This window comes from Brucella sp. HL-2 (assembly GCF_025846885.2).
Taxonomy (GTDB): domain Bacteria; phylum Pseudomonadota; class Alphaproteobacteria; order Rhizobiales; family Rhizobiaceae; genus Brucella; species Brucella quorumnocens.
Map to the genome: position 1 here is coordinate 38,385 of NZ_JAOYTK010000008.1, position 26,268 is coordinate 64,652.

Below are 26,268 nucleotides of genomic sequence, written 5' to 3' on the forward strand. Positions count from 1 at the left end.
TACGCATTTACCTCACGCAAAACCGCTTCGCACTTTTGCTGGAAATGCTTTTTACATAGACCAGCCTTCAAGAGACTTTTCCATAATAAGCACTGGCTCCTTGCAATTGGGGTCGCCCCAATCTTCGCTACGGCCGACCTGTGCATAGCCCTTGCGTTCATAGAAGCGGACTGACTTTGCATTCCGCTCGATCACTTCAAGCCGCATCGTATTTACACCGGGAAAGGCCATTTCAACTTCTGCCAGAAGCATGGTGCCAATACCCTGCACCTGCGCATCAGGGCGAACATAAAGCTGATGAAGCGAGGCTTTGCCATCGCCAGTCTGACTTGCGAAAGCCATTCCATCGATGCCGCCTGCGCCATTATCGGCAACGATGAATTCCGAGTATGGCTTTTTCAGATTGGCTTTCAAAGCTGCAACGGAATGCCATTGACCGGTAACGGTATTCACCATCTCTCGGCCAATAATATCGTCAAAGGTCGCGTGCCAGGTTGAAACCAGGAGTTCATGCACGGCCTTCAGATCGGCTTCACTGGCGCTGCGAACCCACATTATTCTTCAATCCCAAGCTTGGACTTGACCAGATCGTTGACGGCCTGCGGGTTAGCCTTGCCACCTGTTGCCTTCATCACCTGACCAACGAACCAACCAGCCATTGTTGGCTTTGCCTTGGCCTGCTCAACCTTGTCCGGGTTAGCTGCGATGATATCGTCAACTGCCTTTTCGATAGCGCCGGTGTCAGTAACCTGCTTCATGCCGCGTTCTTCAACGAGGCTCTTCGGATCACCACCTTCGTTCCAGACGATCTCGAACAGATCCTTGGCGATCTTGCCGGAAATCGTGCCGTCCTTGATGAGATCGATAATCGCACCAAGCTGATCTGGCGAAACTGGCGATTCTTCAATGTCCTTGCCAGCCTTGTTCAGCGCGCCAAGAAGATCATTGATGACCCAGTTCGCAGCGGCCTTACCGTCGCGGCCTTCAGCAACCGCTTCATAATAGTCAGCGATGGCTTTTTCAGTGACCAGAATCGATGCGTCATAGATCGAAATGCCGAGTTTTTCGACGAGGCGGTCTTTCTTGACGTCTGGCAGTTCCGGCAATTCAGCGGCAAGCGCATCGACAAATGCCTGATCGAATTCAAGCGGCAAAAGATCTGGATCCGGGAAATAGCGATAATCGTGCGCTTCTTCCTTCGAGCGCATCGAACGCGTTTCACCTTTTACAGGATCAAACAGGCGGGTTTCCTGATCGATAGAGCCGCCATCTTCCAGAATACCGATCTGGCGACGTGCTTCATATTCAATGGCCTGCCCGACAAAGCGGATGGAATTGACGTTCTTGATTTCGCAACGTGTGCCGAACTCACCACCTGGACGACGCACGGAAACGTTCACGTCGGCACGCATTGAGCCTTCGTCCATATTGCCATCGCAAGTGCCGAGATAACGGACAATCGTGCGCAGCTTGGTCAAATAGGCACGGGCCTCATCAGACGAACGCAGGTCAGGTTTGGAGACGATTTCCATCAGCGCCACGCCAGAGCGGTTCAAATCAACATAAGACATCGTCGGATGCTGATCGTGAATCGACTTGCCGGCATCCTGTTCGAGATGGAGCCGTTCAATGCCGATCTCGACATCTTCGAACTGCCCCTTATTGTCGGGGCCGACCGAGATCATGATCTTGCCTTCGCCAACAATCGGCTGCTTGAACTGCGAAATCTGATAACCCTGCGGCAGATCGGGATAGAAGTAGTTCTTGCGGTCGAATACCGACTTCAGATTGATCTGCGCATTGAGGCCGATACCCGTACGTACGGCCTGCTTGACGCATTCCACATTAATGACAGGCAACATGCCCGGCATCGCCGCATCAACCAGAGACACATTGGCATTCGGAGCTGCGCCAAACGATGTAGAAGCGCCTGAGAACAGTTTCGACTCGGACGTGACCTGAGCGTGGACTTCCATGCCAATGACGATTTCCCAGTCGCCGGTGGCGCCAGAGATGAAGCGTTTTGGTTCGGGCGTACGCGTATCAATAAGGGTCATAGTAACTCGTCTATCTCTTCCTGTGCGACGCAATGCGCAGCAAAAATTCTATCTGACTTTGGCTAAAACAAACGGGGGAGACTGGCAAGCCTTCTCTGCCATTCACGGCAATTTGCTCAGGGATTCATAGGCTTTTAGGCCGAAAGAACGTCGTCAAAACCAATTCGTCTGTAAAGCCGTTCAGCACCAGAGGGATTGTTCGGTTCAACTTTCAGACTGACTTTATGCTGTCCACGGTGAAAGAAAAGCCCAAGAACGTGGAGCAGTAGCGCCTCGCCTATTCCTTCTCGTCGCCTGTCTGGATCGACAACCAGATCCTTTATAAAGGCGCTGTTCCAGCATTGCACAAAAGCGATAACTCGATCAGACCGATCCAGTACCGGGACAACAAAGTCCGGATCATACTCGCTATCTGAGATCAATCCACGGTGCCACGTTTCAAAATCCGCTACTGAACCGCCTCCATTCGTATAGGAATTGACCAGCAATGCATGGGTGCGCTGAGCATATTCTTCAGAGAATGCACCTATCGCAACATCTGTCGGCCACACAGGTTTACGTGGCTCTTCCTGCATCGTCAGCGCCAAATGAAGATATGGCAAATTGATCACGTCATAGCTCCTTCGATCGCGGATTAAACTACAAATAAAAAGGCCGCGCTGTGCGCGGCCTTTTTATTAAATTTGAGAAAAGAAGAATTAAGCCTCTTCAGACTTGTCTTCTGCCTTCTTCTTAGGAGCGGCTTTCTTCTTAGCAGCAGCCTTCTTGGCTGGCTTTGCTTCCGACGCATCATCTTCGTCTTCTGCAGTAAGCTCTTCCTTCGAGACCTTCTTGTCGGTCACGTTGATGTTTGCGAGCAGATGGTCAACGACCTTTTCTTCAAAGATCGGTGCGCGAAGGTTAGCAACGGCATCCGGCGTCTTGCGCAGGAATTCGTAGATTTCCTTTTCCTGACCTGGGTAACGACGTACCTGATCGTAAACAGCGCGCTGCAGTTCTTCTTCAGAAACTTCTACGCCAGCCTTTTCACCGATTTCGGAGAGAACCAGACCGAGACGAACGCGACGTTCAGCAAGCTTGCGATATTCTTCGCGAGCAGCTTCTTCAGTGGTTCCTTCGTCTTCGAACGTGCGGCCAGCCTGCTGCAGGTCGAAGTTGATCTGCTGCCAGATGTTGTTGAATTCTGCGTCAACAAGCTTCTCTGGGGTTTCGAACTGGTAATCGCCATCGAGAGCGTCGAGAATCTGACGCTTTACCTTCTGACGAGTGATCTGGCCGTACTGGCTTTCGATCTGCTCACGAACAACCTGACGCAGACGCTCAAGCGATTCGATGCCGAGCTTCTTTGCGGTTTCGTCGTCGAGAACGAGTTCGTTTGGCTTGGCAACTTCCTTCACGGTGATGTCGAAGGTTGCTTCCTTACCTGCGAGATGGGCTGCGCCATACTCAGCTGGGAAAGTTACGTTGATGACCTTCTCATCGCCAGCCTTGACGCCAACGAGCTGCTCTTCAAAGCCAGGAATGAACTGGCCCGAACCGAGGATGAGCTGCGCATCAGTGTCTGCGCCACCATCAAATGGTTCGCCATCAAGCTTGCCGAGATAGTCGATCGTTACGCGATCTTCATTTTCGGCCTTGCCCTTTTTGGTTTCAAAAGTGCGGGTCGATGAAGCAACGCGCTTAACCTGTTCGTCAACTTCTTCATCAGCGATGTCTACGACTTCACGGGTTACCGCGATCTTCGAGAAATCCTTGACTTCGATAGCTGGCAGAACTTCGTAGTTCAGCGAGAAAACGAAATCAGCCTTGCCGTCGAGAACCTGTTCGGCTTCTTTTTCGTCTTCCGACATAGAAACGACTGGCTGGGTTGCCGATTTTTCGTTGCGCTCAGCGAGGATCGAGCGCGACGAATCGTTGAGGATTTCGTTCACGATCTCAGCCATGAAGGACTTGCCGTAGGTCTTGCGCAGGTGTGCCGTTGGCACTTTGCCTGGACGGAAACCATTGATCTTGGCGCGACCACGCGCAGTTTCGAGCCGCTCAGCGAGCTTGGCTTCGAGATCTCCGGCCGGAACCACGACTTTAATCTCGCGCTTCAGCCCTTCATTGAGCGTTTCGGTAACCTGCATGTTCAAACCTTCACTTCTTGTCATTGTCCCGCCGTTACCGGCGCTTATGCCTCGTCGCGGGAGAGAAATTCTTTTGCCTTAAGGCAGTTGGTGCGGATAGAGGGACTCGAACCCCCACGGTCTCCCGCCAGAACCTAAATCTGGTGCGTCTACCAATTTCGCCATATCCGCCTCTGAACCGAAGTGCACTCCACCGAATGCACTAAATTCGCCTCAGATAATGAACCGCCTCTCGAAAGCGCGCGTCTCTATATCATTCAATTTTCCCGGTTCAAAGGAAAAAAGCCGTTTTACCGGCATTGATTTGCCAGCTCTTTCAAGCCGAAGCGCTTTCGTTCTGTCCGCCCCTATATAGCGATCTTATAGCCTTAGCCAAGCCCCTTTTCTTCAAGGGCGATATTAATAGAGCGGCTCCTGGTAAAGTTGCTTGCCGTTATCGCGCAAAGCTTTCATCACAGCGGTGCCCGTATCATCGACGGCAACTACCGCAGTGATATCCAAATCACGCTGGCTATCCTCTATTACACGGCCCTCACCTTCGGGTACGTAATAGCGTTCTATGCCGTAACGCATGTTGATTGTCGCATCCGGGAAATCGGAGATGGCGTAGGTCGATTGTCCGCGAATCTGAGCTTCATCAGAAGCTAAGTCTGCAAACGGCGTGAACGACGCGCGCGAAATATTCCATATTCCTTTGTCGTCAGGCTTCACCGCGACATAAACAGTGCGAGAACCGTCGGCAGGGGTCCCCTGAATAATCTTGCGATCAATCGATGTAATATCATAGCCAAGGATCACATAATCGCCGCGCATCAGATCGCGAGGATCAACAGGCCGCGTCTGCAACACAATCTCATGGCCAGAACGCAGTACCGAAGCCCGCTTCTCGATGCTCGCATACAGAATGCCTGTCTGCAGCACTGCAGTAATAACCGCGCCCGCGTAGAGCCATTTCCTTCTTATTATGCTCATGGCTGCACCTCCACTGCGCGCTTTCGCCCGAACCTGCTCTCCATACGACGCACAAAGGCCGCAAGCAGTAACACCAGCACGCCAGCAGTGAGGAAGAAGCCAGACGTACCGATCATCGAGCCGACGGTCGTGAAGGCGAGGTAAAGCACTTCAACTGAGAAGGCTGCGTAAGCAATCGAGCGCAAGCTGCCGTTGTCACGTCCACATATGGCCAGCGCTCCGATGGAAAGCGCGAGAATGAGGATTCCATAGACGACGTCTTGCGTGACGGCCTGGTTGAAGATCGAGGAAATCATTTTGTCGACCTGAAGAATGCCAAGTGCCAGAAGAGCAAGCAGCAAACCGTAGGAAGCCAGAGGATGCGCAAACCGCGTCAGCTTTTGAAGAGCTTCATGTGCAAATGCATCTGCCAGCATCAGGGCGATACCGATTATCAACATCATGCCGAGAATCGCTCGGCTTTCATGTTCCGAATAAAGAAGAACAGCCCAACCCAAAACAAACAGGCACCAGAGATGCGCAGCGTGACGAGATCGCGTAAAACGCGCAGCGCCCGCGCCCACCAGAACCAACAAAGGCCCCATCCAGCGATAGCTGAGATCGCCATAGTCATTATCGAAAGCATATGTAGACAGATAGAAGCATGCGACTCCTGCACCGAAAGCAGTCAGCACCGGCGAACGCAACAGGAAGGCAGAAGCCAAGACACCGCCTGCCCAGACCAGTGCTGCCGAATGCACATCACCCGACAGATGATACATCTGACCGACGAGCGCTATGCCCGCACCAAAGGATGATGCCGCCACTATATAAAGCGCTTGCGGCAATAGCCTGTCGCCACGCGACTGCCGCCATGCCCCACCGAGATAACAAGCCCAGATCAATACAAAGATCAGGCCAATGCGCATGATGCGTGGCATGTCCTGCCAGTTCGCTGCAATCAGCATGATGACCGCAGCTCCCAGCAATAATCCGCCAAGCGTCGCGAGAACCGAGCCGAGACTGAACCGGGGACCACGTTTTTCGAGATCAACATTCAGGCGCGATGCCGTTTCAGCATCGATAAGTCCTTCATGCTGCCAGCGCTCAATCAGGCGCTCTACAGATACTGAAAACGACAAAACAACTCCCGAACAATCTATCCGTTGATGTCACCAACTTACCAAGTGGCTGAGAACATATAGGAAACTCGCCAGTCGGCAAATAGTTAGAGCAAATCAGTTTGAGGCAAATTTGTGCCTGACCAGTCTAATCGATTTAGCGCGTCGTGCAGAACCCGCAAGGCAGCTATGCAAACTCGGGTCTGCAAGTAGCGAAAACAATGAGTTATATAATGGGCAACAAACAAGATGAATTGATCACCAGTTCCTCAACGATGAAGGAATAATACCATGAACCTCTTCCGCTCTTACAACAACTGGCGCCGTTACCGCGATACCGTTAACGAGCTGAACCAGCTCTCGACTCGCGAACTTAACGACCTTGGCATTTCCCGCGCAGACATCCCATATGTAGCGCGTCAGTCCAAGGCACGCTAATCAGATTTCAGTTTCCTGAGCCTGAATCCTCCTCCCATCAGGCTCGGTTCGTCGCAAAGCACTCCTCCTCCCATGCTTTGCGATACCAAGACCGGTCTCTCCTCCTCCCAATTCCGGTCTGACAATAATGGCATCCGTCGCACCTCCTCCCGCGCCGGATGCCATTTGTGTTTCTGGCATCTAATTACGAACCTCTGACGCTCATCTCCCATTGAAGGCGACATGCAAAGGCGGTAAGGGATTTGCCATGTCAAAAGATACCGATTTCTCCCCCGTACATGTTGTTGGTGGCGGCCTCGCCGGCTCTGAAGCCGCGTGGCAAATTGCGCAGGCTGGCGTTCCTGTTATCCTGCATGAAATGCGTCCCGTCCGTGGCACAGATGCGCATAAGACAGAGCAGCTGGCAGAGCTGGTTTGTTCAAATTCTTTCCGTTCGGATGACGCAGAGACCAACGCTGTAGGCGTGCTCCACGCCGAGATGCGCCTTGCAGGCTCGCTGATCATGGCTTGTGCGGATGCAAATCAGGTTCCAGCCGGCGGTGCTTTGGCTGTTGATCGCGAAGGTTTTTCGCAGGCGGTAACCGCAAAACTTGAAGCCCATCCACTCATCACCATTGAGCGCGAAGAAATCGCGGGCCTGCCACCGGAAGAATGGGGCACGGCGATTGTGGCAACCGGCCCGCTGACGGCGCCATCACTGGCTGAAGCCATTCAGGCACAGACTGGCGCCGATGCACTGGCATTTTTCGATGCGATTGCGCCGATTGTGCATTTTGATTCGATCAATATGGATATTTGCTGGTTCCAGTCGCGCTACGACAAGGTCGGCCCCGGAGGTACCGGCAAGGATTACATCAACTGCCCCATGGATAAGGAGCAGTATGAGGCTTTTGTCGCAGCACTGATCGAAGGCGATACGACTGAGTTCAAGGAATGGGAAGGTACGCCCTATTTCGACGGCTGCCTGCCGATTGAAGTCATGGCCGAACGCGGCGCCGAAACATTGCGCCATGGACCGATGAAGCCAATGGGCCTTACCAATGAGCATAACCCGACAGTGAAAGCCTATGCGGTCGTGCAATTGCGTCAGGATAATGCGCTTGGCACGCTCTACAATATGGTCGGTTTCCAGACGAAGCTGAAATACGGCTCGCAAACCGGTATCTTCAAGATGATCCCCGGCCTTGAGAATGCAGAGTTCGCACGTCTTGGTGGGCTGCATCGCAACACTTATCTCAATTCGCCGGTGCTACTTGATAACGTACTGCGGTTGAAATCGCGCCAATCCCTGCGTTTTGCGGGCCAGATTACCGGCTGCGAAGGCTACGTCGAATCATCTGCAATTGGCCTGCTTGCAGGACGTTTTACCGCCGCTGAAAAGCTCGGAAATACTCCTGTTGCGCCACCACAGACCACAGCTTTCGGTGCGCTTCTCGGCCACATCACCGGCGGTCACATCGTTGCTGACGATGAAGAACCCGGCAAGCGCTCTTTCCAGCCAATGAATGTGAATTTCGGATTGTTTCCGCCGATTGACGTTCCAAAGCCGGAAGGCAAGCGTCTGCGCGGCAAGGAAAAGACGATTGCTAAAAAGCGCGCATTGTCTGCTCGCGCACTCGCTGATTTCCAGGAATGGCTGGATAATAACGCATAGTTTTGAAAGAAAATGTAAATCAAAGACTTAAGGCGGTTCTCTTGAAAAAGAAAACCGCCCTATCTTTTAGAAACCAGCTCTGAACATCAGCCATTGTTTGCGCAGCGCTGAAAGGTCAGCAACCTGATCAGCCGCCTTGTCCCCCAGTCGTTCAATCGACTTCAGATAAGCAGGGACTAGCGCCAACGGTAAGAATGCCGGAGCGAGACTTTTGGGCAAAGCCTGTCTGGATTTCTCAAAAATCACGAGATGTTCACGTGCGAGAGCCGTCATCACGCTAATCACACGCCCATGTGCCGACTTGTCTTCATTGCCAAGGAAGGCCTCGCGCGTCACACCAACGGCCTGTAACATATCTGCAGGGACATAAAGCTGTCCGCGACGCCGATGGATCGGCATCAGACGCAACAGACCCGTCACAGCCTGCGCAACGCCTGCATGTCCCGCTGTCTCAGCATGAGACTGGGCTGCATCACGGTCGAGGATGAAACCTGCCAGCTGAATGAGAGCGGAAGCGGTCTCACCACAGTAGCCTTCAAGATCGTTCCTACTTGGTATCGGATCGTCATAAAGGTCAAAAATCCGCGCTTCGCAATAATTGTCGAATGCAGAACGCGGCAGATCATATTTGGTGATTGTTTCAATCAGAGCTGCGGCAACCGGATGAGCATCTGCACTGCCCCTTGCCTCACCATTGAGAAGATCGCGCCACCATTGCAGACGCACTTCGCCGGGCAGTGGCTCGTGAACCAGATCGCGAATGCGGGCGATTTCCGCATTGAACGCGTAAAGTGCTGCAAGCGCGCCGCGTTTATCCTCCGGCGCATAAAGCACCGAAAGATAACGATCCCGGTCGGCTTCGCGCAGAAGCGCCAAGCAATGTGCCTCATTCTGGTTCATGAAAATCAGTCTACAGCAATCAGTGCAGCGGCAACTGCGCGATCTTCAGCGAGCAGCACATTATAAGTGCGGACCGCAGCACCTGTGCTCATTGGATCGGACGAAATACGGTGTTCACGAAGCACAGCGCGCACGTCTTCCGGAATGCGGCGCAAATCCATACCCGTACCGACCAGGAGGATTTCTATATCGTTCGCCTGCTCAAGAATGGCACCCAGATCATGGCGCGATATAATTGGCGGTGTCTGTGGGTCCCAGCCATGAATACCCGACGGCAAACAGAGAATAGACCCCTTGTGCGACATATCTGCAAAGCGAAAGCCGCCATTGCCATATGCATCAATAGGTGCCCGGCCCGGAAAATGGGCTTCGCGAATTTCTATGCCTTTTGCCATGTCAGAGCATTTCCAGTTTGGATTGAGTCATTAGAAATGCTCTATCCATTTGTTTTACGCGCATCTTGTCCGAAAACCGTTTCACACTTTTCGGGATGCGCTCTAACTGTCCAGATTGAGCGATTGTGCAAGATCGTCGCCCATCGCATCATCTCCTTCGGCTGCACGCGGCTTGAGGCCAAACTGTACAAGCAGAGGTGCTGCAATAAAGATCGAAGAATAAGTCGCCACGATAATGCCGACGCTCAGTGCCAGTGCGAACATACGAATATCCGCTCCACCGAACATATAGAGCGGAATATGTGCAATGAAAGTCACAAAGGCGGTAGGCAAGGTGCGTGACAGTGTCTGATTGATCGAGGCGTCGATAATCGCGGGCAATGGCGCGCTGCTATAACGGCGCAGATTTTCCCGCACGCGGTCATAGATGACGATCGTATCATTGAGCGAGTAGCCGATAATGGTCAGAACGGCGGCAACGCTCCACAAATTGAATTCCATTCGGAATACAATGAATACACCGGCCAGAATGATAACGTCGTGCAGGGTCGATAACACAGCACCGAGTGCCAGCTGCCAGCGGAATCTTATCCAGACATAGATGAAGATACCTGCCAGCGAGAGAAATAGCGCCAGAAGCCCCGCCTGTGACAGCTGTTCCGAAACCGTTGGACCGACAACCTCGACGCGCTGGAACGAATAATCCTGTTCGAACTCACCACGTAGTTTGACGGCAACGGTCTGCTCCGCATCGTCGCCCACTTCCTGACTGCCGATGATCACGAGCGCCGAACGTGGCGACTTGGCAGGAAGAACGCGCGCGCTTTCGATATTGAGTTCGCTCATACGTTCTTCAATATCCGGCAGATTTGCATCGCCGCTACGGGCCTGCAATTCAACCATCGAACCACCACGGAAATCGATGCCGTAGTTGAGGCCGATATTGACGAAAAGTGCCACAACGATCGCACTCGCCAGAACAGAAATGCCAAGCGTTACGAACTGCAGGCGCATGAACGGGATATGCGTAACTGTCGGAACCAGTTTCAGACGACGCTTGGGGATTTCTTTCGGTTTCGCCGTGCGCACCCATTGGGCAATCAGCAAGCGCGTGAAGGTCAGCGTGGTAAATAGCGTCGTGCCAATACCGATTGTAACAGTCAGCGCGAAGCCATGAACCGGACCAGAGCCAAGCAGGAACAGCACCAGAGCTGCAATCATTGTCGTGAGATTGGCGTCGACAATCGTCGAAAGTGCGCGATAAAAGCCGGATTCCATTGCCTGAACAACGGAATAACCTTTGCGGCGGTCTTCCCGAACGCGTTCATAAATAAGAATGTTGGCATCGACGGCCATGCCGATAATCAGCACCAAACCCGCGACACTCGCCAACGTAATAGATGCACCGATCAGCGATATGATCGCGATCAGGATAATCATGTTGACGGCGAGCGCCACCATGGCGATGACGCCAAGTATGCCGTAGGAAAGCACCATGAAAAGACCGACGAGCAAGGCGGCCAGCAGTGCTGCGGAAACAGCAGCACTTGCATAGTCGTCACCCAACGCCGAAGCAATTGTGCGTTCTTCCAGAACAGAAACTGCCTGTGGCAGCGCACCGGACCGCAGAACAACTGACATATTGTTGGCGGACTGCAGATCGAACGCGCCTGAAATCTGCAATTCATTTGTATCGAGCGGTTCGCTCACAACAGGTGCAGAAACAACCTGATTATCGACGACGATTGCAAAGCTTTTGCCGATGGCCTGAGTGGTCGCTGCAGCCAGATTGCTGCGCCCCTTCTCATCCAGCGTCAGCGTGATGATTGGTTCATTGTCGTCTTCAGAAAGTGTGGCTTTGGCATCCGTAACGTCAGCCCCTGTAAACACAGGCTCGTTTTTCACAAGATAACCAATAGGCGGGTCATCATAAGAATAAACAACCGTGCTGTCGGCAGGCGGCGTTCCGCGAATAGCATCGTCGGGCGAAACGCTGTCGTCAACTGCGCGGAAGGAAAGATTGCCACGGATGCTGAGAATGTCTTTTAGAAGCTGAGCGTCATAAAGGCCGGGAACTTCAACGCGAATGCGATTGCGTCCCTCTTCCTCGACAATGGGATTGCCATAGCCAAGTTCTTCAAGACGCTGGCGCATGATCTCTTTGGTGCGATCAAGATCGCCCCTACCAGCATTCTGCACCTGAAGCACAAGACGGGAACCACCGGAAAGATCAAGTCCAAGCGCGACCTGCTTTGTGGGCAAAAATCCGGGCAGATTTGCCAGTGTTTCACGCGAGAAAAAATTAGGCGACGCAATGAGGAAGCTGGCAATAATTGCCAACCAGATCAGAGCCGACTTCCAACGTGAAAAATAAAGCATCGAACAGCAATTCCGTTTCGGCTTGGGTAGAGCGTGCCGGAGCGTACGTGTTACAAACGGCTCTCCAGCTTGGCGAATGGGTCACAATATATGACCCACACGCGATAATGAGCGAGCCCCGGTTATGGAAACCTTACCGGACTCGCGTAATCTGATAAAAATTACTTGTTCTTGTTGTCGGCGACTGGTTCGCCCTTGACCCGCACTTCGGAAAGAGCGCTGCGCAGAACGCGAATGCGAACGCCTTCAGCGATTTCAACGTCGAGTTCGCCGTCGTCGTGGACCTTCTGGACCTTACCGACAATGCCGCCACCGGTCACAACCGTATCGCCGCGACGAACTGCTGCCAGCATTTCCTGACGCTTCTTCATCTGGGTCCGCTGTGGGCGGATGATGAGAAAGTACATGATTACAAAGATCAGGACGAAAGGCAGAATGCTCATGAGCATGTCTGGCCCGGCGCCGCCGCCGGAGGCTTGTGCAAAAGCCGGTGTTACGAACATTAGGAACTCCTCTGAAGTCTCGAAGACAAATTCTTTACGGCATTACAATGGTTAGCGCGTCAATTGCAACCGGCGAAGGCCCTACTGCGCCAAGGTCGCACACTTTTCCCGCCCGCTGTGGCATGTTAAGCCCTGATCCTCACTATTTGAGGGCTTGGAATGACCACCGAAAATATACTCAGCCAGAAACTGGACCGACTGATCGCTGCACTGGAGCGTATTGCTCCACCACAACCAACCGTACCCGACCTTGAAGCAGCCGATTGCTTCGTCTGGGCACCCGAGCGTCTAACACTCGACCCCGTCAGCCGCGTTAATCGCGTCGATATCTCGCTCATTCGTGGCGTTGATTTGGTGCGTGACCAGCTCGTTGACAATACCCGACGTTTTGCAAAAGGCTATCCGGCGAATAATGTCCTGCTCTGGGGCGCGCGCGGCATGGGCAAATCATCGCTCGTCAAAGCGGCACAAGCCAGCGTCAATGCAGAGCAGACCGAAAAGCTGCCATTGAAGCTTGTTGAAATTCATCGTGAAGACATCGACAGCCTCCCTGCCCTGATGAACATCATCAAGGAAACGCCGTATCGCTTCATCCTGTTCTGCGACGATCTTTCTTTTGATCACGATGATACGTCCTACAAATCGCTGAAGGCAGCGCTCGAAGGCGGCGTCGAAGGGCGCCCGGACAATGTGATCTTCTATGCAACGTCCAATCGCCGCCATCTGATGCCGCGCGATATGATTGACAATGAGCGTTCGACCGCCGTCAATCCGTCTGAAGCCATTGAGGAAAAAGTATCACTGTCAGATCGTTTCGGCCTTTGGCTCGGCTTCCACAAATGCAGCCAGGACGACTATCTCGCGATGGTTGATGGTTATGCAGCACACTACAAGCTGGATTATGATCCGCAGGCGATGCACGCAGAAGCCCTGACCTGGGCGACGACACGTGGCAATCGTTCTGGTCGTGTTGCATGGCAGTATATTCAGGATCTTGCTGGTCGTATGGGCAAAGCGATGTAAAGAAAAAGGCGGGTCTAACCCGCCTTTCTTATTCCGTCGAACCGTTTTCGATCAAGATTCCAGATACTTGGAAGGATTGACCGGTGATGAATTCTTGCGCACTTCGAAGTGCAGCTTAGGCGATTTTGCGTTCCCACTCATACCGGACTTCGCTATGTCCTCGCCACGACGAACCTTCTGACCGCGCTGCACGAGAATCTGGCTGTTATGGCCATAGACTGTAACCAGTCCATTGTCGTGACGGATCAGAACCGTCTGACCGAACTCCTTCAAGCCGTCGCCTGCATAGATGACAACGCCATTTTCAGCGGCCTTAACAGCGGTACCTTCCGGAACCATGATGTCGATACCGTCATTAACTGAAGTGCCATCACGCTGGCCGAAGCTTGCAAGAACGCGGCCACGAACTGGCCAACGCATCTGCGAAATGCCCGTTGAAGATGGAGCAGCCGACTGATCCTTCTCAGCGTCTTCGATCACCTTATTGCTCGCCTGTGGTGGCGTATAAGGCTTCACATTTGACGCGGCATCAGGCGCCACTGATGCAGTTTGCACTGGCGCTGCTGCGGCTGGTTTTGCTGGCTGCGGTGAAACCGCTGCAACCTGTGTTGCACCACCGGCGGCTGATGGAATTGCCAGAGACTGACCGACACGAATTGCACCGTTGGTAAGGCCATTCGCCTGCTTTAGCTGTTCAACCGGTACGTTGTGCTTTTGTGCAATGGAGAAAAGCGAATCGCCGGACTTAACTGTGTAAGCACCACCTGCTGCGGCAGTTTGCGGAGCTGCAACAGGAGCTTGCGCCTGCGGTGCAGCAGCATGGTTAGCGGCCGGCAATGGAACGCCATTTGCCGTTGCTGGCAACTGCCCGAGAACGTTTGATTTCGCATTAGCGGCTGCATTGTTTGCAGCACCGGCGGCGCTTGCCACCTGAGTTCCAGCATTGTTCACAGCGCCATTCACACGATTGGCGGCCATGTCTTGAGCCTGATTAACCTGATTCTGTGCCTGCGTTGCCGCAGCCACAACCGGCGCAGAGGACACTGGCGGCAGACTGTTACGCTGAACCGACCCGCTCGAAACCGGCTGGGCGGCCGCCACCGGCGCAGATGCATAAACATCGCCGGCAGGCTGTTGTTGCACAACACGCTGATTAGACGTGGAGCCAGTATAAAGGCCATCCGTGAAGCGCATCGTATCGGCGCTGCACCCTGCACCAAAACCGGCAATCAGAACGATCGCTGCATTCCGCAGGAGACGTTCGGACGTATGCTGCAATATTGGAAAACGCATGTTCAACTCGCCCATACTCTAATACTCACTTGGACTCATTAAAACGCGTTAATGTTACTCGCTGGTTAAGAATCGAGATTTCTTCGAAAAAATATTCACCAATTAAATACCATAAGCGCACAAAAGCGTTTTTTTGCTCGTGCATTACACAAAAAAACCGCCGTAGCATCGACCCAAAAATCGGAAACGATTTTTGGTAAGCACGATGCATAGATTGAATAGTTTAAAGTGGCCTTTGTGCGCCCAAGAGGGCGCGTGGAGCTCTATTGCATCGTGCCGATGCAACAGCGGTTAAAGCATTTCCAGCAAAAGTGGGAACCGGTTTTGCGTTCGGAAATTCGTAAAAACAAATAGTTACAGCGGTTCGAACGATCCAATACTAACTGGAACCGCTGTAAGTCTCAAAAAAGAGGCTGCGAAGTCCTCACAGAACGGAGGACATGCCTTCGATAAATGGCTGATAACGAACAGGCATGATGTTTTCCTGCTCGAAGCGGCTACCGACCTTTGCGATTCGCGTCACCATTTGCTGACCGTCTCCAGGCCCAATTGGTGCGATAAGCACACCATGGGTTGCCAGAAGCTCTACGAAATGGCGCGGAATGTCTTCACAAGCCAACCAGATCACGATGCGATCAAACGGTCCACCCGGCATACCGTGGCGACCATCGGCATGTTTCACCATGATGTTTTCGCGCTTGAGCGTTACAAACTGCTGCAAGGCGCGGTCGCATAATTTGCGATAGCGCTCGACTGTCGTGACGCGACCTGAAAGCATCGACATGACTGCAGCGGTAAAGCCAGAGCCGGTGCCGATTTCCAATACGCGATGGCCTGATTCTAATTGAAGTGCGGCAATGACGCGCGCCTGATCGTCGATGCCTTCGATATACTCGCCGCAATCGAGCGGTGCAGTACGCTGGCTAAATGAAAGATGCGCCCATGACGAACCCATGAAGCTTTGACGCGGCGTCGATTCGATTGCAGCAAAGAGCCGGGCATCATTGATGCCCCGCGCTCGCATGCGCATGACGAAGGAGGCAAATCCTTCCCTGTCCGAAAGCTGCTGGCGTTCAGACACAGCCTGATTCATGCTTCAACCCCAAGTGCTTTGCTGAGTTCAGCCCGTACCTTCTGTGCCGTCAGATCAAGATGCAGCGGCGTTACAGAGATATAATCCGCGCGGATGGCAGCGATATCGCTATCGCCTGCAACTTCTGCTTTGGTGCGACCAAACTGCAGCCAGAAATAAGGGAAGCCACGACCGTCACGACGCTCTTCGAGGCGCGCATCATGGCTGAGTTTGCCCTGTGCTGTTACACGTGTGCCCTTGACTTCATCTGGAGCACAATTCGGGAAATTCAAGTTAAGCAGAACACCTTCAGGCCAACCCGCTTCAATCAACTTGTTGATCAATGCAGGCGCGTGAGCTTCCACTGTTTCCCATGGCAGAATGCGACGGCCGTCTTCGTAATCATATTCCTGCGACAGTGCGATTGCCTTAACACCGAGAAGCGTGCCTTCCATGGCACCGGCAACGGTTCCCGAATAAGTCACATCATCGGCCATGTTGGCACCAGAATTGACACCTGACAGGATGAGGTCAGGCGCTTCCGGCAACACATGGCGAACGCCCATAATGACGCAATCAGTCGGCGTGCCGCGTAGCGCAAAATGACGATCATCGATCTTGCGCAGGCGCAGAGGCTCTGAAAGCGTCAATGAATGTGCAAGACCGCTCTGATCTGTTTCTGGGGCAACAACCCAAACATCATCCGAGATTTGGCGTGCGATACGCTCCAGAACTGCGAGGCCTTCAGCGTGGATACCATCATCGTTCGTCAGCAGAATTCGCACGTCGTCTCTCCTTCATTCACATCGTTACAGCGGTTCTAGTTAATATTGAATCGCTGGAACCGCTGTAACTATTTGTTTTTACGCATTTCCGAACGCAAAACCGGTTCCCACTTTTGCTGGAAATGTTTTAACTGTTTAAATTCACGCGGCTTTCTCGATACGCGTGAGACCGCCCATGTATGGCTGCAATGCTTCAGGAATATGAATGCTGCCGTCTTCCTGCTGATAATTTTCCATGACAGCAATCAGAGCGCGACCGACTGCAACGCCCGACCCATTCAGCGTATGCACAAAACGTGTGGCCTTTTCGCCTTCTGGGCGATAACGCGCATTCATTCGGCGCCCCTGGAAATCTCCGCAAACCGAGCAGCTCGAAATTTCGCGATAAGCGTTCTGACCCGGCATCCATACTTCAATGTCGTAAGTCTTCTGCGCGCCAAAGCCCATGTCACCCGTACAAAGAACAACGGTGCGGAACGGCAGGCCGAGACGCTTCAACACTTCTTCAGCACAGGCCGTCATACGCTCGTGTTCGGCTGCCGAGCTATCCGCATCAGTAATCGACACCATCTCAACCTTGAGAAACTGATGCTGACGCAGCATACCGCGCGTATCGCGACCAGCTGAACCTGCTTCGGAACGGAAGCAAGGTGTGAGTGCCGTGTAGCGCTGTGGTAAAGTCTTAAGGTCGACGATTTCATCGGCAACGAGATTGGTCAGCGGAACTTCGGCAGTGGGGATCAGCCAACGACCATCCGTCGTACGGAACAAGTCTTCCGAAAACTTCGGCAGCTGACCTGTGCCATAAACGGCTTCGTCGCGCACCATCAGCGGCGGCATGGTTTCCATATAGCCGTTTTCTGTGGTGTGCAGATCAAGCATGAACTGACCAAGTGCGCGCTCAAGACGTGCCAACGGGCCTTTCAGAACGGTGAAACGTGCACCTGCGATCTTCGCGGCACGCTCGAAGTCCATATAGCCAAGCGCCTCGCCTAGCTCATAATGTTCCTTTGGCTGAAACGAGAAATTGCGCTGATTGCCAATGCGACGGACTTCGACATTATCTGCCTCGTCCTTGCCGAGCGGCACATCGTCAGCTGGAACATTTGGAAGGCTCGAAAGCGCGTCGTTCAGTTCCTTGACCAGGCGGCGTTCTTCTTCCTCAGCATCAGCAAGGAAAGTTTTCAACTCACCAACTTCAGCCTTGAGCTTGTCAGCAGTCGCTGCGTCCTTCTCGGCCATTGCTTTGCCGATTTCCTTGGAGGCCGCATTGCGGCGCTCCTGCGCAGCCTGAACTTTGCCGACATTCTCACGCCGCTTTTCGTCAAGCGCGATCAGTTCGGACGAGAGCGGCCCTGCTCCGCGCTTAGCAAGCGCCTTGTCGAGAGCTTCAGGGTTTTCGCGAATCCATTTGATATCGAGCATGAGAAAAGCCGTTTCATGAAATTTAACAGAAAGAGAGGCTGCGATTATGCAGCCTCTGTTTAACATATAGCCGGATCAGGAAGTGGGGGCGTTGTCTTCTGCCCCAGTATCGGCCTTGGTATCACCCTCAGCTTCATCCTTTGCCTCATCCCTCTTCTTTTCGATCATTCGGGCCAATATGATGGAAATCTCGTAGAGAAGGATCGTCGGCAAGGCAAGACCGATCTGGCTCGCCGGATCGGGTGGCGTCAGAACAGCGGCCACCACGAAAGCAATCACAATCGCATATTTGCGCTTGTCCTTGAGACCTGCAGACGTAACCAACCCGACACGGGCCATAAGGCTTGTGACGACAGGCAACTGGAAGACCAGACCGAAAGCAAAAATGAGCGTCATGATGAGGCTCAAATATTCGGAAACTTTTGGCAGAAGTGAAATCTGCACTTCGCCATTACCGCCCGTCTGCTGCATGGCCAGAAAGAACCACATAACCATAGGCGTGAAGAAGAAATAAACGAGTGCACCGCCGGTCAGGAACAATATCGGCGAAGCAATAAGGAATGGCAGAAACGCCATACGCTCATGCTTGTAGAGGCCAGGGGCCACAAACTTATAAATCTGCGCAGCGATAATCGGGAACGCCAGCACAACGCCGCCAAACATCGCGACCTTGACCTGCGTAAAGAAGAATTCCTGCGGTGCGGTATAGATCAGCTCTGCTTTCGAGCGGTCCATCCCGGCCCAGTCGAGTGCCCATTGGTAGGGAACGACGAGCAGATTGAAGAGGTGCTTTGCAAAGGCAAAACAAAGAATAAAAGCAAGGAAAAACGCCACTATCGCCCAGATCAGGCGGCGGCGCAGTTCGATAAGGTGTTCGAGCAGAGGAGCGGCGCTCTGTTCAATTTCGTCCTCGTCCCGTTTCACGCTTTGCTTCCTGTCTTTTCAGTCGTCTTTTTCGTGGTCTTCTTGGCGGGAGTGTCCGCCTTCACCGTTGCAGGCTTTGCTGGAGACGCCTTTTTGGGTGCAGCCGGCTTTGCAGCCGGTTCAGCTTTGACGCTGGCTTTTGGCTTCGCGGTCGCAGCCTTCGGCTTGACGGGCTTGGCTGCCACCGGCGTTTCTGCAGCAGCAGGTGCCGCCTTCTTACGCGTTGTCTTCGGCTTGGCTGCAGGCTTCTCTGTTGGAGCTTCAACAGGAACCGTCGTACCGTTTGCGTCAACAGGCATTGTCACCTCAGCCACCTTGGCAGGCTCAGCGGGCGACATCGATGTTGTGGACTGAAGACCCGAACGAACATCCTCACCGGCACTGCGAATCGGGTCGAAGACCTGTGTGAGCTTCGAGCGCGGATCAAGCTTGCGAGCCTCATCGACGATATTCTTGACGTCTTCGAGTTCGGCTTCTTTCAAGGCTTCGTTGAACTGATGCCGGAACTCGTTAGCAGTGCTGCGCATACGCGCGGTCGCCTTGCCGAAAGCTCTGAGCATCTTCGGCAAATCCTTGGGGCCAACCACCACGATCATCACAATCGCGATTATCAGCAGTTCAGACCAACCGATATCGAACATAATTTGATACTCCGCGCTTCTGACGCGCGCGTCCCGTCTTTCGGCGGAAAACCGCAATCCAGATTGCAAACACACCGTCGTTCAAGGTGAAGTGGCAATCAACCTGTTGTTATTACACATGATCTTATCGGGAAATAGTTCCCAACCTGCTGGATCATGCCTTCATGGCAAAACATGCTGCGCACCATATTGCACGCAGCATCCCTGACATCAGATCAGGATTTTGTCGTCTTCTTGACGTCATTGACGGTTTCATCCGCCTTGGCATCAATTGTACGTGCATCCGCCTTGGCATCTTCCTTAGCAGCGTCTTCTTCAGACATGCCCTGCTTGAAGTTCTTGATGCCCTTTGCAACATCACCCATCAGTTCAGGGATTTTGCCACGGCCAAACAGAAGCAGCACAACTGCGAGAACGATCAGCCAGTGCCAGATAGAAAAGCTACCCATTTCATTCCTCTCATCGCCGTTGCGACACGGCTTATTCCTATAATGCTGAATACGATTTAAGCGCTTTCACCAAATCTTTCAAACAGAAGTGTGACAGTGAACGAAGTTACAACGATTTTATTTGTTGTAGCTCAAATTTCCCATCAATCTCCGCGTGGCGCCAGCAGCCCCAAACCTTCAAGATCTATATCTTCGAGCGGCTCTTCATCGTCTGTGAGTTCGTCAGGATCCACATTCGGAACCGGCACAGAGAAACTGGACGGTATGCGCGCAGATAACAGCCCTGCCCCGCGCAATTCTTCCAGCCCCGGTAGATCACGTATTTCCGGCAAGCCAAAATGATCCAGAAATGTATCGGTCGTTCCGTAGGTCACAGGCCGCCCGGGCGTGCGACGGCGACCGCGCAGTTTGATCCAACCCGTTTCCATAAGCACATCCAGCGTGCCTTTGGAGGTTTCCACACCACGAATATCTTCAAGCTCGGCGCGTGTGACAGGCTGATGATATGCAATGATTGCAAGGACTTCCATTGCTGCGCGGGAGAGCTTGCGCTGTTGAACCGTCTCACGGCTCATGAGAAAACCAAGATCGGGTGCTGTGCGAAAAGCCCAGGCCGCACCGACCTGAACCAGATGAACGCCCCGCCCCTCATAAACCTTTTGCAGATGCTCTAATATTGCCGCTAAATCGGTATTAACTGGCAATCGCTCTGCCAATGCGCGTTCAGAAACCGGTTCCGCAGATGCGAAGATTATCGCCTCTGTCATCCGTGCGAGTTCCGCCAAGGCCATGGGCGAAGCTGGATGTTGAACTTCGTCGTCATAATCATCCATCGCCACTTCCGCTTCAGACATTTTCGTCCTCATCAAGTTCGCTTAATCCGCCTGCAACGCGCATATAGATCGGCTCAAAAGGTGCATTCTGTCGCACTTCCAGCTTACCTTCTCGCACCAGCTCAAGACTTGCGGCAAAGGAACTGGCCAAGGCAGAAGCTCTTTCCTGCGGTGTCAGCGCATAATTGATGAGAAAGCGGTCCAGTGCGACCCAGTCTCCGCTCGATCCCATAAGTCTTACAAGTGCGACACGTGCCTCTTTCAGCGACCAGACGGCGCGCTTTTCGATCTGCACATGAGATACGGCCTGTCGCTGACGTTGCGAAGCATAGGCAGTCAGCAATTCATAAAGCGTGGCCGAAAACTGGCTGGATCGATCAACCACCACCAGTTCCGGCATGCCGCGCACAAATACGTCACGGCCCAGCCGGTTGCGGTTTACAAGCTTCGCTGCGGCATCGCGCATAGCTTCAAGCCGCTTCAAACGGAATTGCAGAGAAGCGATCAGCTCTTCGCCTGTAGCGCCATCCTCATCCTGCTGCTTGGGGATCAGCAATTTGGACTTGAGGTAAGCAAGCCATGCAGCCATGACCAGATAATCAGCAGCCAATTCAAGACTAAGGGCCTGCGCCTGTTCAACAAAGCCCAGATATTGTTCAGCGAGTGCCAGCACCGAAATCCGAGAAAGATCGACACGCTGGTTGCGGGCCAGATGCAGCAAAAGATCGAGCGGACCTTCAAAACCCTGAACGTCGATCAGCAGAGAAGGTTCGCCCTCAGCGCGATCGGCTTCGCCCTGCCACAAGGCATCCATCGGCACGTTGGTGCCGTCTTTGCCATTTGTGTTCGTTTCCGATCCAGCCAACCGTTTGTCCTGTTTATTATGTGATCGGTGAGAAAATCCCACCGATCCGTTTTAGTGTACCAATTTTTGTCGGTTACGCCATCAGTTCGAACATTTGTCCAAACTCTTCGCGCAGTTCTGTTTCATCAGAAAGATCCGGATCACCTGCATAGACTTCCGCCAGATCCGCACGCTTGCGGGCCTTACCATCGAGAACCGGAACACGTGCGGCAACCTTCACCAGCTCTTCCATCACCCCCGCGCAATAGAGAACGATATCACAACCTGCAGCCGTAATACCTTCGGCGATATCACCAAGATCTCCCGAGAGTGCCTTCATCGAAATATCGTCGCTGATGACCAGACCGTCGAACTGGATAACATCGCGAATGATCGTATTGATGACTGTCGGCGATAAGGTCGACGGACGCTTGGGATCGATGCAATCAAAGATTACATGTGCGGTCATTGCCATTGGAAGATCGTTCAACGCCTTGAACGGCACAAAATCATGCGCGACCAGCTCACTGAGCGGCACACCAACGCGGGCTAGTTCCTTGTGTGTGTCGCTGAATGCGCGGCCATGACCTGGCATGTGCTTCACCACAGGCAGCACACCACCGGCAAGAAGCCCTTCAGCCGCGGAGCGACCCATTGCAGCAACGCTATACGGATTCTTGGAATAGGCGCGTGCGCCGATTACATCGTGTGCACCTTCAATAGGAACATCGAGAACCGGCAGACAATCAGCATTGACGCCAACTTTCAGAAGATCAAAAGCGTGTAGTCGTGCATGAAGCCAAGCGGCACGAAGACCCGCTTCATTGTCACGATCATAGATCGCACCAATTTGTGCAGCTGCTGGGTAGTTCGGAACAAGTGGAGGGCGCAGGCGCTGAACGCGTCCGCCTTCCTGATCAATGAAAACAGGTGTTTGGGGACGGTCGGTCACATCGCGCAGTTGCGCGGTCAGCTCTGCAACCTGTTCAAGGCTTTCCACATTGCGTGCAAAGAGAATAAAGCCCCAAGGCTTTTCATCACGGAAGAAAGCCACCTCATCCGGCGTCAGCTTTGTTCCTGCCACGCCAGCAATCCACGCCTTGCACTCTTTCATGCAGCATTCCTTTGATCTGTTTTATGCTCAAACCAGTGATAGGGGTTTAGCCGAAAAATCACTGCCATGGTAGCCATACGAAAAGGGCGGCAAATGCCGCCCTTCTCATTTTTTCGTCTGATAAATCTTACTGCGTCACGAAGCAGCTACCGCCAGCAGTCTTGAAGCGACCGCAAAGTGCATTGGCATCATCTTTCGAACCTGCCTGGACACGAACACGGTAATAAGTGCCTTTGTTTGGAATATCTGCGCGTTTGATATCCACAGCCCGGCCACCGATCACGCTGCCATAACGCTGTGCCATGTTGGCATAGGACTTCTGTGCCAGTTCAGCAGATGGCTGCGAAGCGATCTGGATGAAATATCCACCACCGGCAGCAGAAGCGACCTGAGGTGCAGCGGCCGCAGGCGCCTGAGCCTGCGTGCGTTGTGGCACGTTGCCAACAATATTGGTTGGCTGTTCAGCTGGACGCGATGGCACGACTGGCGCACGAACTGGCGCTGCTGGTGCCTGAGCCGCAGGTGCTGGCTGCGTAGCCGGTGTGTTTACGACAGGCTCCTGCGGTGCATTGCCAGCCGCAAGCGCTGCAATTTCATCAGTGTCTGCTGGTGGCGCAATTGGTGCGTCATTGCCTGCCGAGTTTGTTGGGCTTGCGGTATTTGTTGGATTGACTGTGTTGGTTGGCGCTGGTGCCTGAGTCACAGGTGCAGGTTGCTGTGCCTGAACGATTGTGCCATCGGGACGAACGATCATCGTTTCGACTTCACGCGGCTGGATCAGCGGTGCATCCTGACCGGAGTTCGATGGTGCTTCAGCCGTCTGATTTGGCTCAGGGAAATCATTCGCAGCCGCATCATTATCCTGCGCACCCAAATCAACCGGCTCTTCACCAGCAGAGATCAAAGCTTTCTGCTCTGGATTGTTCGGCAATGTGCCAGCGACGCGATCATACACCGCCTTGTCTTGATTAGGGACAGTCGCTCCACCCGGATTTTCCGGCTGCACTTTGATCGGCTGATTATCAGCGCGAATCACAACTGGCTCGCCCGAACCGCTTCCACCGAGGAAGTGGTAGCCGATGCCGCCAATAAGCACTGCAATGCCTGCAACACTTGCGAGGATCAGACCACGACGACCACGAACCGGGCGATTGCGGTAAGCCTCCGCAGCGCTACCGAGATCGTCTTCGGGCTGCATGGCTGCTCGTGTACCGAATTCGCCGCTCTCTATCGTCTGAGCGCCCTGTGCTGCCCAATGATTGTAGAAATCATCGCTGCTACCACCGGCATCTGCCACATTAGCCTGTGGTGCCGCAGGCTGCGCTGTTGGATTTGCGCGTCCATAAGCGGCCGTAGCTGCAGCGGTTGCCGCACCAAGACCGAGAGCAGCACCAGCCGCCACGCCTGCATTTGGCATGTAGGACGAAGCGCTTTCACGGAAAATATCTTCAAAAGCCTTGTCGGCTTCGCTCTGCGCATCCGTTTTTGTGGCTGTCTCATCAACACCGATAGTGTTGAACACTTCCGCAAATTCGGTTTCCAGATCAGTCAAACCGGCATTTGCTTCTTCTTCGCCATAACTGACTTCCGGCAAATCCAGTGAATGCGTCTGTTCAACCTTGCTATCAGCGACACTCAGCGTTTCAATTTCCGGTGCAGGCGCAACGAAAGCAGAACGTGGGTCCGCGTAATTGGTGAAAGATGGAGCTGCTGGATGCGCCTCTTCTTGATCATAGGTCGCGTGGGCATAGACAGGCTCACCGACCTGTTCGTCTTCAACTTCTGACGCCAAATCGAGATCATCTGCATTGAAGAAGTCTTCTTCACTAAAGAAGTTCGAATCATTTGCAGCGACAGACGACTGCGCGTCGCCTGACGGTTCAAATCCGAAATCATCTTCGCTCAAAGAGATTTCATCAAGGCCTGAGAGATCATCTTCCGTCGCCTCAGCGGCGACAGGTACAAAGGTCTGCTCATTTTCAAGCGAAAAATCATCGTCGAACGAGAAGTCGTCGTCGAGTGCAGCTTCTTCTGGTTCGTAGCCAGCGGTTTCTGCCCGGGCCGGTTCAGACGCAAGAACACCTGTTGTAGCAGCACCGGCAGCGAAGTTGCTCAGCGTGTAATGCGGATAGATAGGAGCCTGAGTCTGCGATGTGGCTTCGCGCGCATCATATGGCTCAGGCGCAAAGTTTGCCGCCGTTTCTACGGGCTCATAGGCCTGTGGGTCATCAAGCTGAAAGTCGTCAAACACCGGCTCGGAATCACCATGATGAGCAGGCTCAGCATACGACAGCGCTTCTGCGACAGGTTCTTCGTAACGCGGCGTATATGCTGTGAACTGCTGTGGTTCATCCTGATAGACGGCATCGGGTGCGGAGGCTGGCTGTGGTTCATCACCAAACAGCAGGCTTTCCAGCTCATCTTCAAGCGAAAGCGCCTGATGGGCGGGTGCTGCGGCATAGCTGGTTTCGAACGGCTCGGCAGACTGGACTTCCCAATCATTGCCTACAGCTGCATTCACCGCTGGCTCGCTCGCATATGGATCAACATACGGCACTTCTGACGGCTGGTATGTGTTGGCGGGGCTGTAGTCGACATAGCCCTGCTCCAAAGGCTCATGCGCCGCATTGACGGCGTGAGGCTCGGCATAGCTTGGCTCCACATGGCTTTCTTCATAAGCCGTGCGCGCTTCGGAATAATCATTGTAGTCGAACTGCGGCACAGGTTCAGAGCGATCCGTTTCGACGAAATCAAACGATTCGGTTGGAGCAACCGGTTCATTTGCGTCCATGTGAAGATCAAACTCTTCTTCCAGAGCAGACGCGAGATCGTCTTCCTGAAGCTGAGGCTCTGCATTTTGATAGGAATGTGCGTCCTGATATGGCGTTTGCGCCAACGAAGCCGATTGCTGTTCCGGCTCCGCGAAATCGCCGAAATCACCAAGAAGTTCGCGTTCAAGATCAAAAGAGAGCGCGTCGTCACCAGAATCAAAATTTGGCTCAGGACGATACTCACTTCGCGCAACTTTGTTATCAGCAGACCCGCCGAAGTCCATGATCCGTGAAAGTTCCATCAGCGGATCGTCTTCATGCAGCGGACGCTCGCCGTAATTACGGGGATTAGCACTGCTGTCCGTCATGGTGTGTTCCTAACTCAAACCCTGGACGCCGCAAGACGTCTCGATACATTACGTTGTAGCGAGGCAATGTGGGCAAAAGTTGACGGAAGTTTCCTGCGCCTGAAGGAAGATCGACGACTTGCACCCTCGTTGATCTTCCATCTTTTTGACTTGCCGACATCCGCACAACACCTTGGTTGAACTTGCGGATGACGAAACC

General features: G+C 53.3%; 24 protein-coding genes and 1 tRNA gene. 3 read left to right on the plus strand and 22 right to left on the minus strand.

The genetic code is table 11. From position 1 onward, the window contains the following. Positions 1-51: 51 nt before the first annotated feature. The 7 genes from OIV19_RS11675 to OIV19_RS11705 form a co-directional block, all read right to left on the minus strand. Complete coding sequence (locus OIV19_RS11675) at positions 52-555, minus strand: GNAT family N-acetyltransferase (RefSeq protein ID WP_094577133.1); 504 nt, start codon at positions 553-555, stop codon at positions 52-54. After that, a complete protein-coding gene (gene gatB, locus OIV19_RS11680; protein ID WP_095446517.1) occupies positions 555-2,057 on the minus strand; it encodes an Asp-tRNA(Asn)/Glu-tRNA(Gln) amidotransferase subunit GatB in 1,503 nt (500 codons plus the stop codon). Before gatB ends, OIV19_RS11675 begins: the two co-directional genes overlap by 1 nt. A gap of 134 nt (positions 2,058-2,191) precedes the next feature. Beyond that, complete coding sequence (locus tag OIV19_RS11685; RefSeq protein WP_264231730.1) at positions 2,192-2,668, minus strand: GNAT family N-acetyltransferase; 477 nt, start codon at positions 2,666-2,668, stop codon at positions 2,192-2,194. Positions 2,669-2,755: 87 nt separating this feature from the next. After that, positions 2,756-4,186, minus strand: coding sequence for a trigger factor (tig, locus tag OIV19_RS11690; RefSeq protein WP_264231815.1), 1,431 nt, complete (start codon positions 4,184-4,186; stop codon positions 2,756-2,758). Between the two features lie 88 nt (positions 4,187-4,274). Beyond that, positions 4,275-4,357 (minus strand) — tRNA-Leu (locus OIV19_RS11695). Between the two features lie 228 nt (positions 4,358-4,585). Beyond that, entirely contained in the window at positions 4,586-5,158 is a 573-nt protein-coding gene (locus OIV19_RS11700) for a GDYXXLXY domain-containing protein (protein ID WP_095446515.1), read from the minus strand. Beyond that, positions 5,155-6,279: a DUF2157 domain-containing protein gene (locus OIV19_RS11705; RefSeq protein WP_095446514.1), complete on the minus strand. Its 1,125-nt coding sequence runs from the start codon at positions 6,277-6,279 to the stop codon at positions 5,155-5,157. Before OIV19_RS11705 ends, OIV19_RS11700 begins: the two co-directional genes overlap by 4 nt. Positions 6,280-6,549: 270 nt before the next feature. On the opposite strand from OIV19_RS11705, the gene OIV19_RS11710 reads away from it, so the two are divergent. After that, positions 6,550-6,696 carry a DUF1127 domain-containing protein gene (locus tag OIV19_RS11710; protein ID WP_094577128.1) on the plus strand — a complete coding sequence of 49 codons (147 nt, stop codon included), beginning with the start codon at positions 6,550-6,552 and terminating at the stop codon, positions 6,694-6,696. Positions 6,697-6,943: 247 nt separating this feature from the next. Then, positions 6,944-8,350: a methylenetetrahydrofolate--tRNA-(uracil(54)-C(5))-methyltransferase (FADH(2)-oxidizing) TrmFO gene (gene trmFO / locus OIV19_RS11715; protein ID WP_264231731.1), complete on the plus strand. Its 1,407-nt coding sequence runs from the start codon at positions 6,944-6,946 to the stop codon at positions 8,348-8,350. A gap of 66 nt (positions 8,351-8,416) precedes the next feature. Here trmFO and OIV19_RS11720 read toward each other — a convergent pair whose 3' ends face one another. The 4 genes from OIV19_RS11720 to yajC all read right to left on the minus strand — a co-directional run bounded on the left by OIV19_RS11720 (position 8,417) and on the right by yajC (position 12,527). Then, positions 8,417-9,250: a phytoene/squalene synthase family protein gene (locus tag OIV19_RS11720; protein WP_264231732.1), complete on the minus strand. Its 834-nt coding sequence runs from the start codon at positions 9,248-9,250 to the stop codon at positions 8,417-8,419. A 5-nt stretch (positions 9,251-9,255) separates the two neighbouring features. Further along, a complete protein-coding gene (locus OIV19_RS11725; RefSeq protein WP_095446510.1) occupies positions 9,256-9,645 on the minus strand; it encodes an Mth938-like domain-containing protein in 390 nt (129 codons plus the stop codon). 102 nt (positions 9,646-9,747) lie between these two features. Continuing rightward, a complete protein-coding gene (secDF, locus tag OIV19_RS11730; RefSeq protein WP_412535027.1) occupies positions 9,748-12,102 on the minus strand; it encodes a protein translocase subunit SecDF in 2,355 nt (784 codons plus the stop codon). Positions 12,103-12,185: 83 nt separating this feature from the next. Further along, entirely contained in the window at positions 12,186-12,527 is a 342-nt protein-coding gene (gene yajC, locus OIV19_RS11735; protein ID WP_095446508.1) for a preprotein translocase subunit YajC, read from the minus strand. A gap of 159 nt (positions 12,528-12,686) precedes the next feature. On the opposite strand from yajC, the gene OIV19_RS11740 reads away from it, so the two are divergent. Next, entirely contained in the window at positions 12,687-13,550 is an 864-nt protein-coding gene (locus OIV19_RS11740) for an ATP-binding protein (protein ID WP_095446507.1), read from the plus strand. Between the two features lie 51 nt (positions 13,551-13,601). Here OIV19_RS11740 and dipM read toward each other — a convergent pair whose 3' ends face one another. From dipM to OIV19_RS11795, 11 genes are all read right to left on the minus strand, one after another. Continuing rightward, positions 13,602-14,858 (minus strand): cell division endopeptidase DipM, encoded by a 1,257-nt coding sequence (gene dipM, locus OIV19_RS11745; protein WP_095446506.1) that lies wholly within the window; start codon positions 14,856-14,858, stop codon positions 13,602-13,604. A 409-nt stretch (positions 14,859-15,267) separates the two neighbouring features. Further along, the gene (locus OIV19_RS11750) at positions 15,268-15,936 is read right to left on the minus strand and encodes a protein-L-isoaspartate(D-aspartate) O-methyltransferase (protein ID WP_095446505.1); all 669 of its coding nucleotides are present in this window, start codon (positions 15,934-15,936) and stop codon (positions 15,268-15,270) included. Continuing rightward, on the minus strand, positions 15,933-16,700 hold the full coding sequence (surE, locus tag OIV19_RS11755) for a 5'/3'-nucleotidase SurE (RefSeq protein WP_264231733.1): 768 nt from the start codon (positions 16,698-16,700) through the stop codon (positions 15,933-15,935). Before surE ends, OIV19_RS11750 begins: the two co-directional genes overlap by 4 nt. Before the next feature lie 141 nt (positions 16,701-16,841). Continuing rightward, entirely contained in the window at positions 16,842-18,125 is a 1,284-nt protein-coding gene (serS, locus tag OIV19_RS11760; protein WP_264231734.1) for a serine--tRNA ligase, read from the minus strand. Positions 18,126-18,200: 75 nt separating this feature from the next. Further along, entirely contained in the window at positions 18,201-19,049 is an 849-nt protein-coding gene (gene tatC, locus OIV19_RS11765; RefSeq protein WP_095446502.1) for a twin-arginine translocase subunit TatC, read from the minus strand. Continuing rightward, positions 19,046-19,690, minus strand: a complete 645-nt coding sequence (tatB, locus tag OIV19_RS11770; RefSeq protein ID WP_264231735.1) for a Sec-independent protein translocase protein TatB — start codon at positions 19,688-19,690, stop codon at positions 19,046-19,048. The genes tatC and tatB overlap by 4 nt, the downstream gene beginning before the upstream one ends. Positions 19,691-19,905: 215 nt before the next feature. After that, positions 19,906-20,139 carry a twin-arginine translocase TatA/TatE family subunit gene (locus tag OIV19_RS11775; RefSeq protein ID WP_024896600.1) on the minus strand — a complete coding sequence of 78 codons (234 nt, stop codon included), beginning with the start codon at positions 20,137-20,139 and terminating at the stop codon, positions 19,906-19,908. 143 nt (positions 20,140-20,282) lie between these two features. After that, the gene (gene scpB, locus OIV19_RS11780) at positions 20,283-20,993 is read right to left on the minus strand and encodes an SMC-Scp complex subunit ScpB (protein WP_264231736.1); all 711 of its coding nucleotides are present in this window, start codon (positions 20,991-20,993) and stop codon (positions 20,283-20,285) included. Further along, positions 20,986-21,786, minus strand: coding sequence for a segregation and condensation protein A (locus OIV19_RS11785; protein ID WP_498831044.1), 801 nt, complete (start codon positions 21,784-21,786; stop codon positions 20,986-20,988). The genes scpB and OIV19_RS11785 overlap by 8 nt, the downstream gene beginning before the upstream one ends. Before the next feature lie 124 nt (positions 21,787-21,910). Then, positions 21,911-22,930, minus strand: coding sequence for a beta-N-acetylhexosaminidase (gene nagZ, locus OIV19_RS11790; RefSeq protein ID WP_095446498.1), 1,020 nt, complete (start codon positions 22,928-22,930; stop codon positions 21,911-21,913). 127 nt (positions 22,931-23,057) lie between these two features. Then, complete coding sequence (locus tag OIV19_RS11795; RefSeq protein WP_264231738.1) at positions 23,058-26,069, minus strand: SPOR domain-containing protein; 3,012 nt, start codon at positions 26,067-26,069, stop codon at positions 23,058-23,060. Between the last annotated feature and the right edge of the window lie 199 nt (positions 26,070-26,268).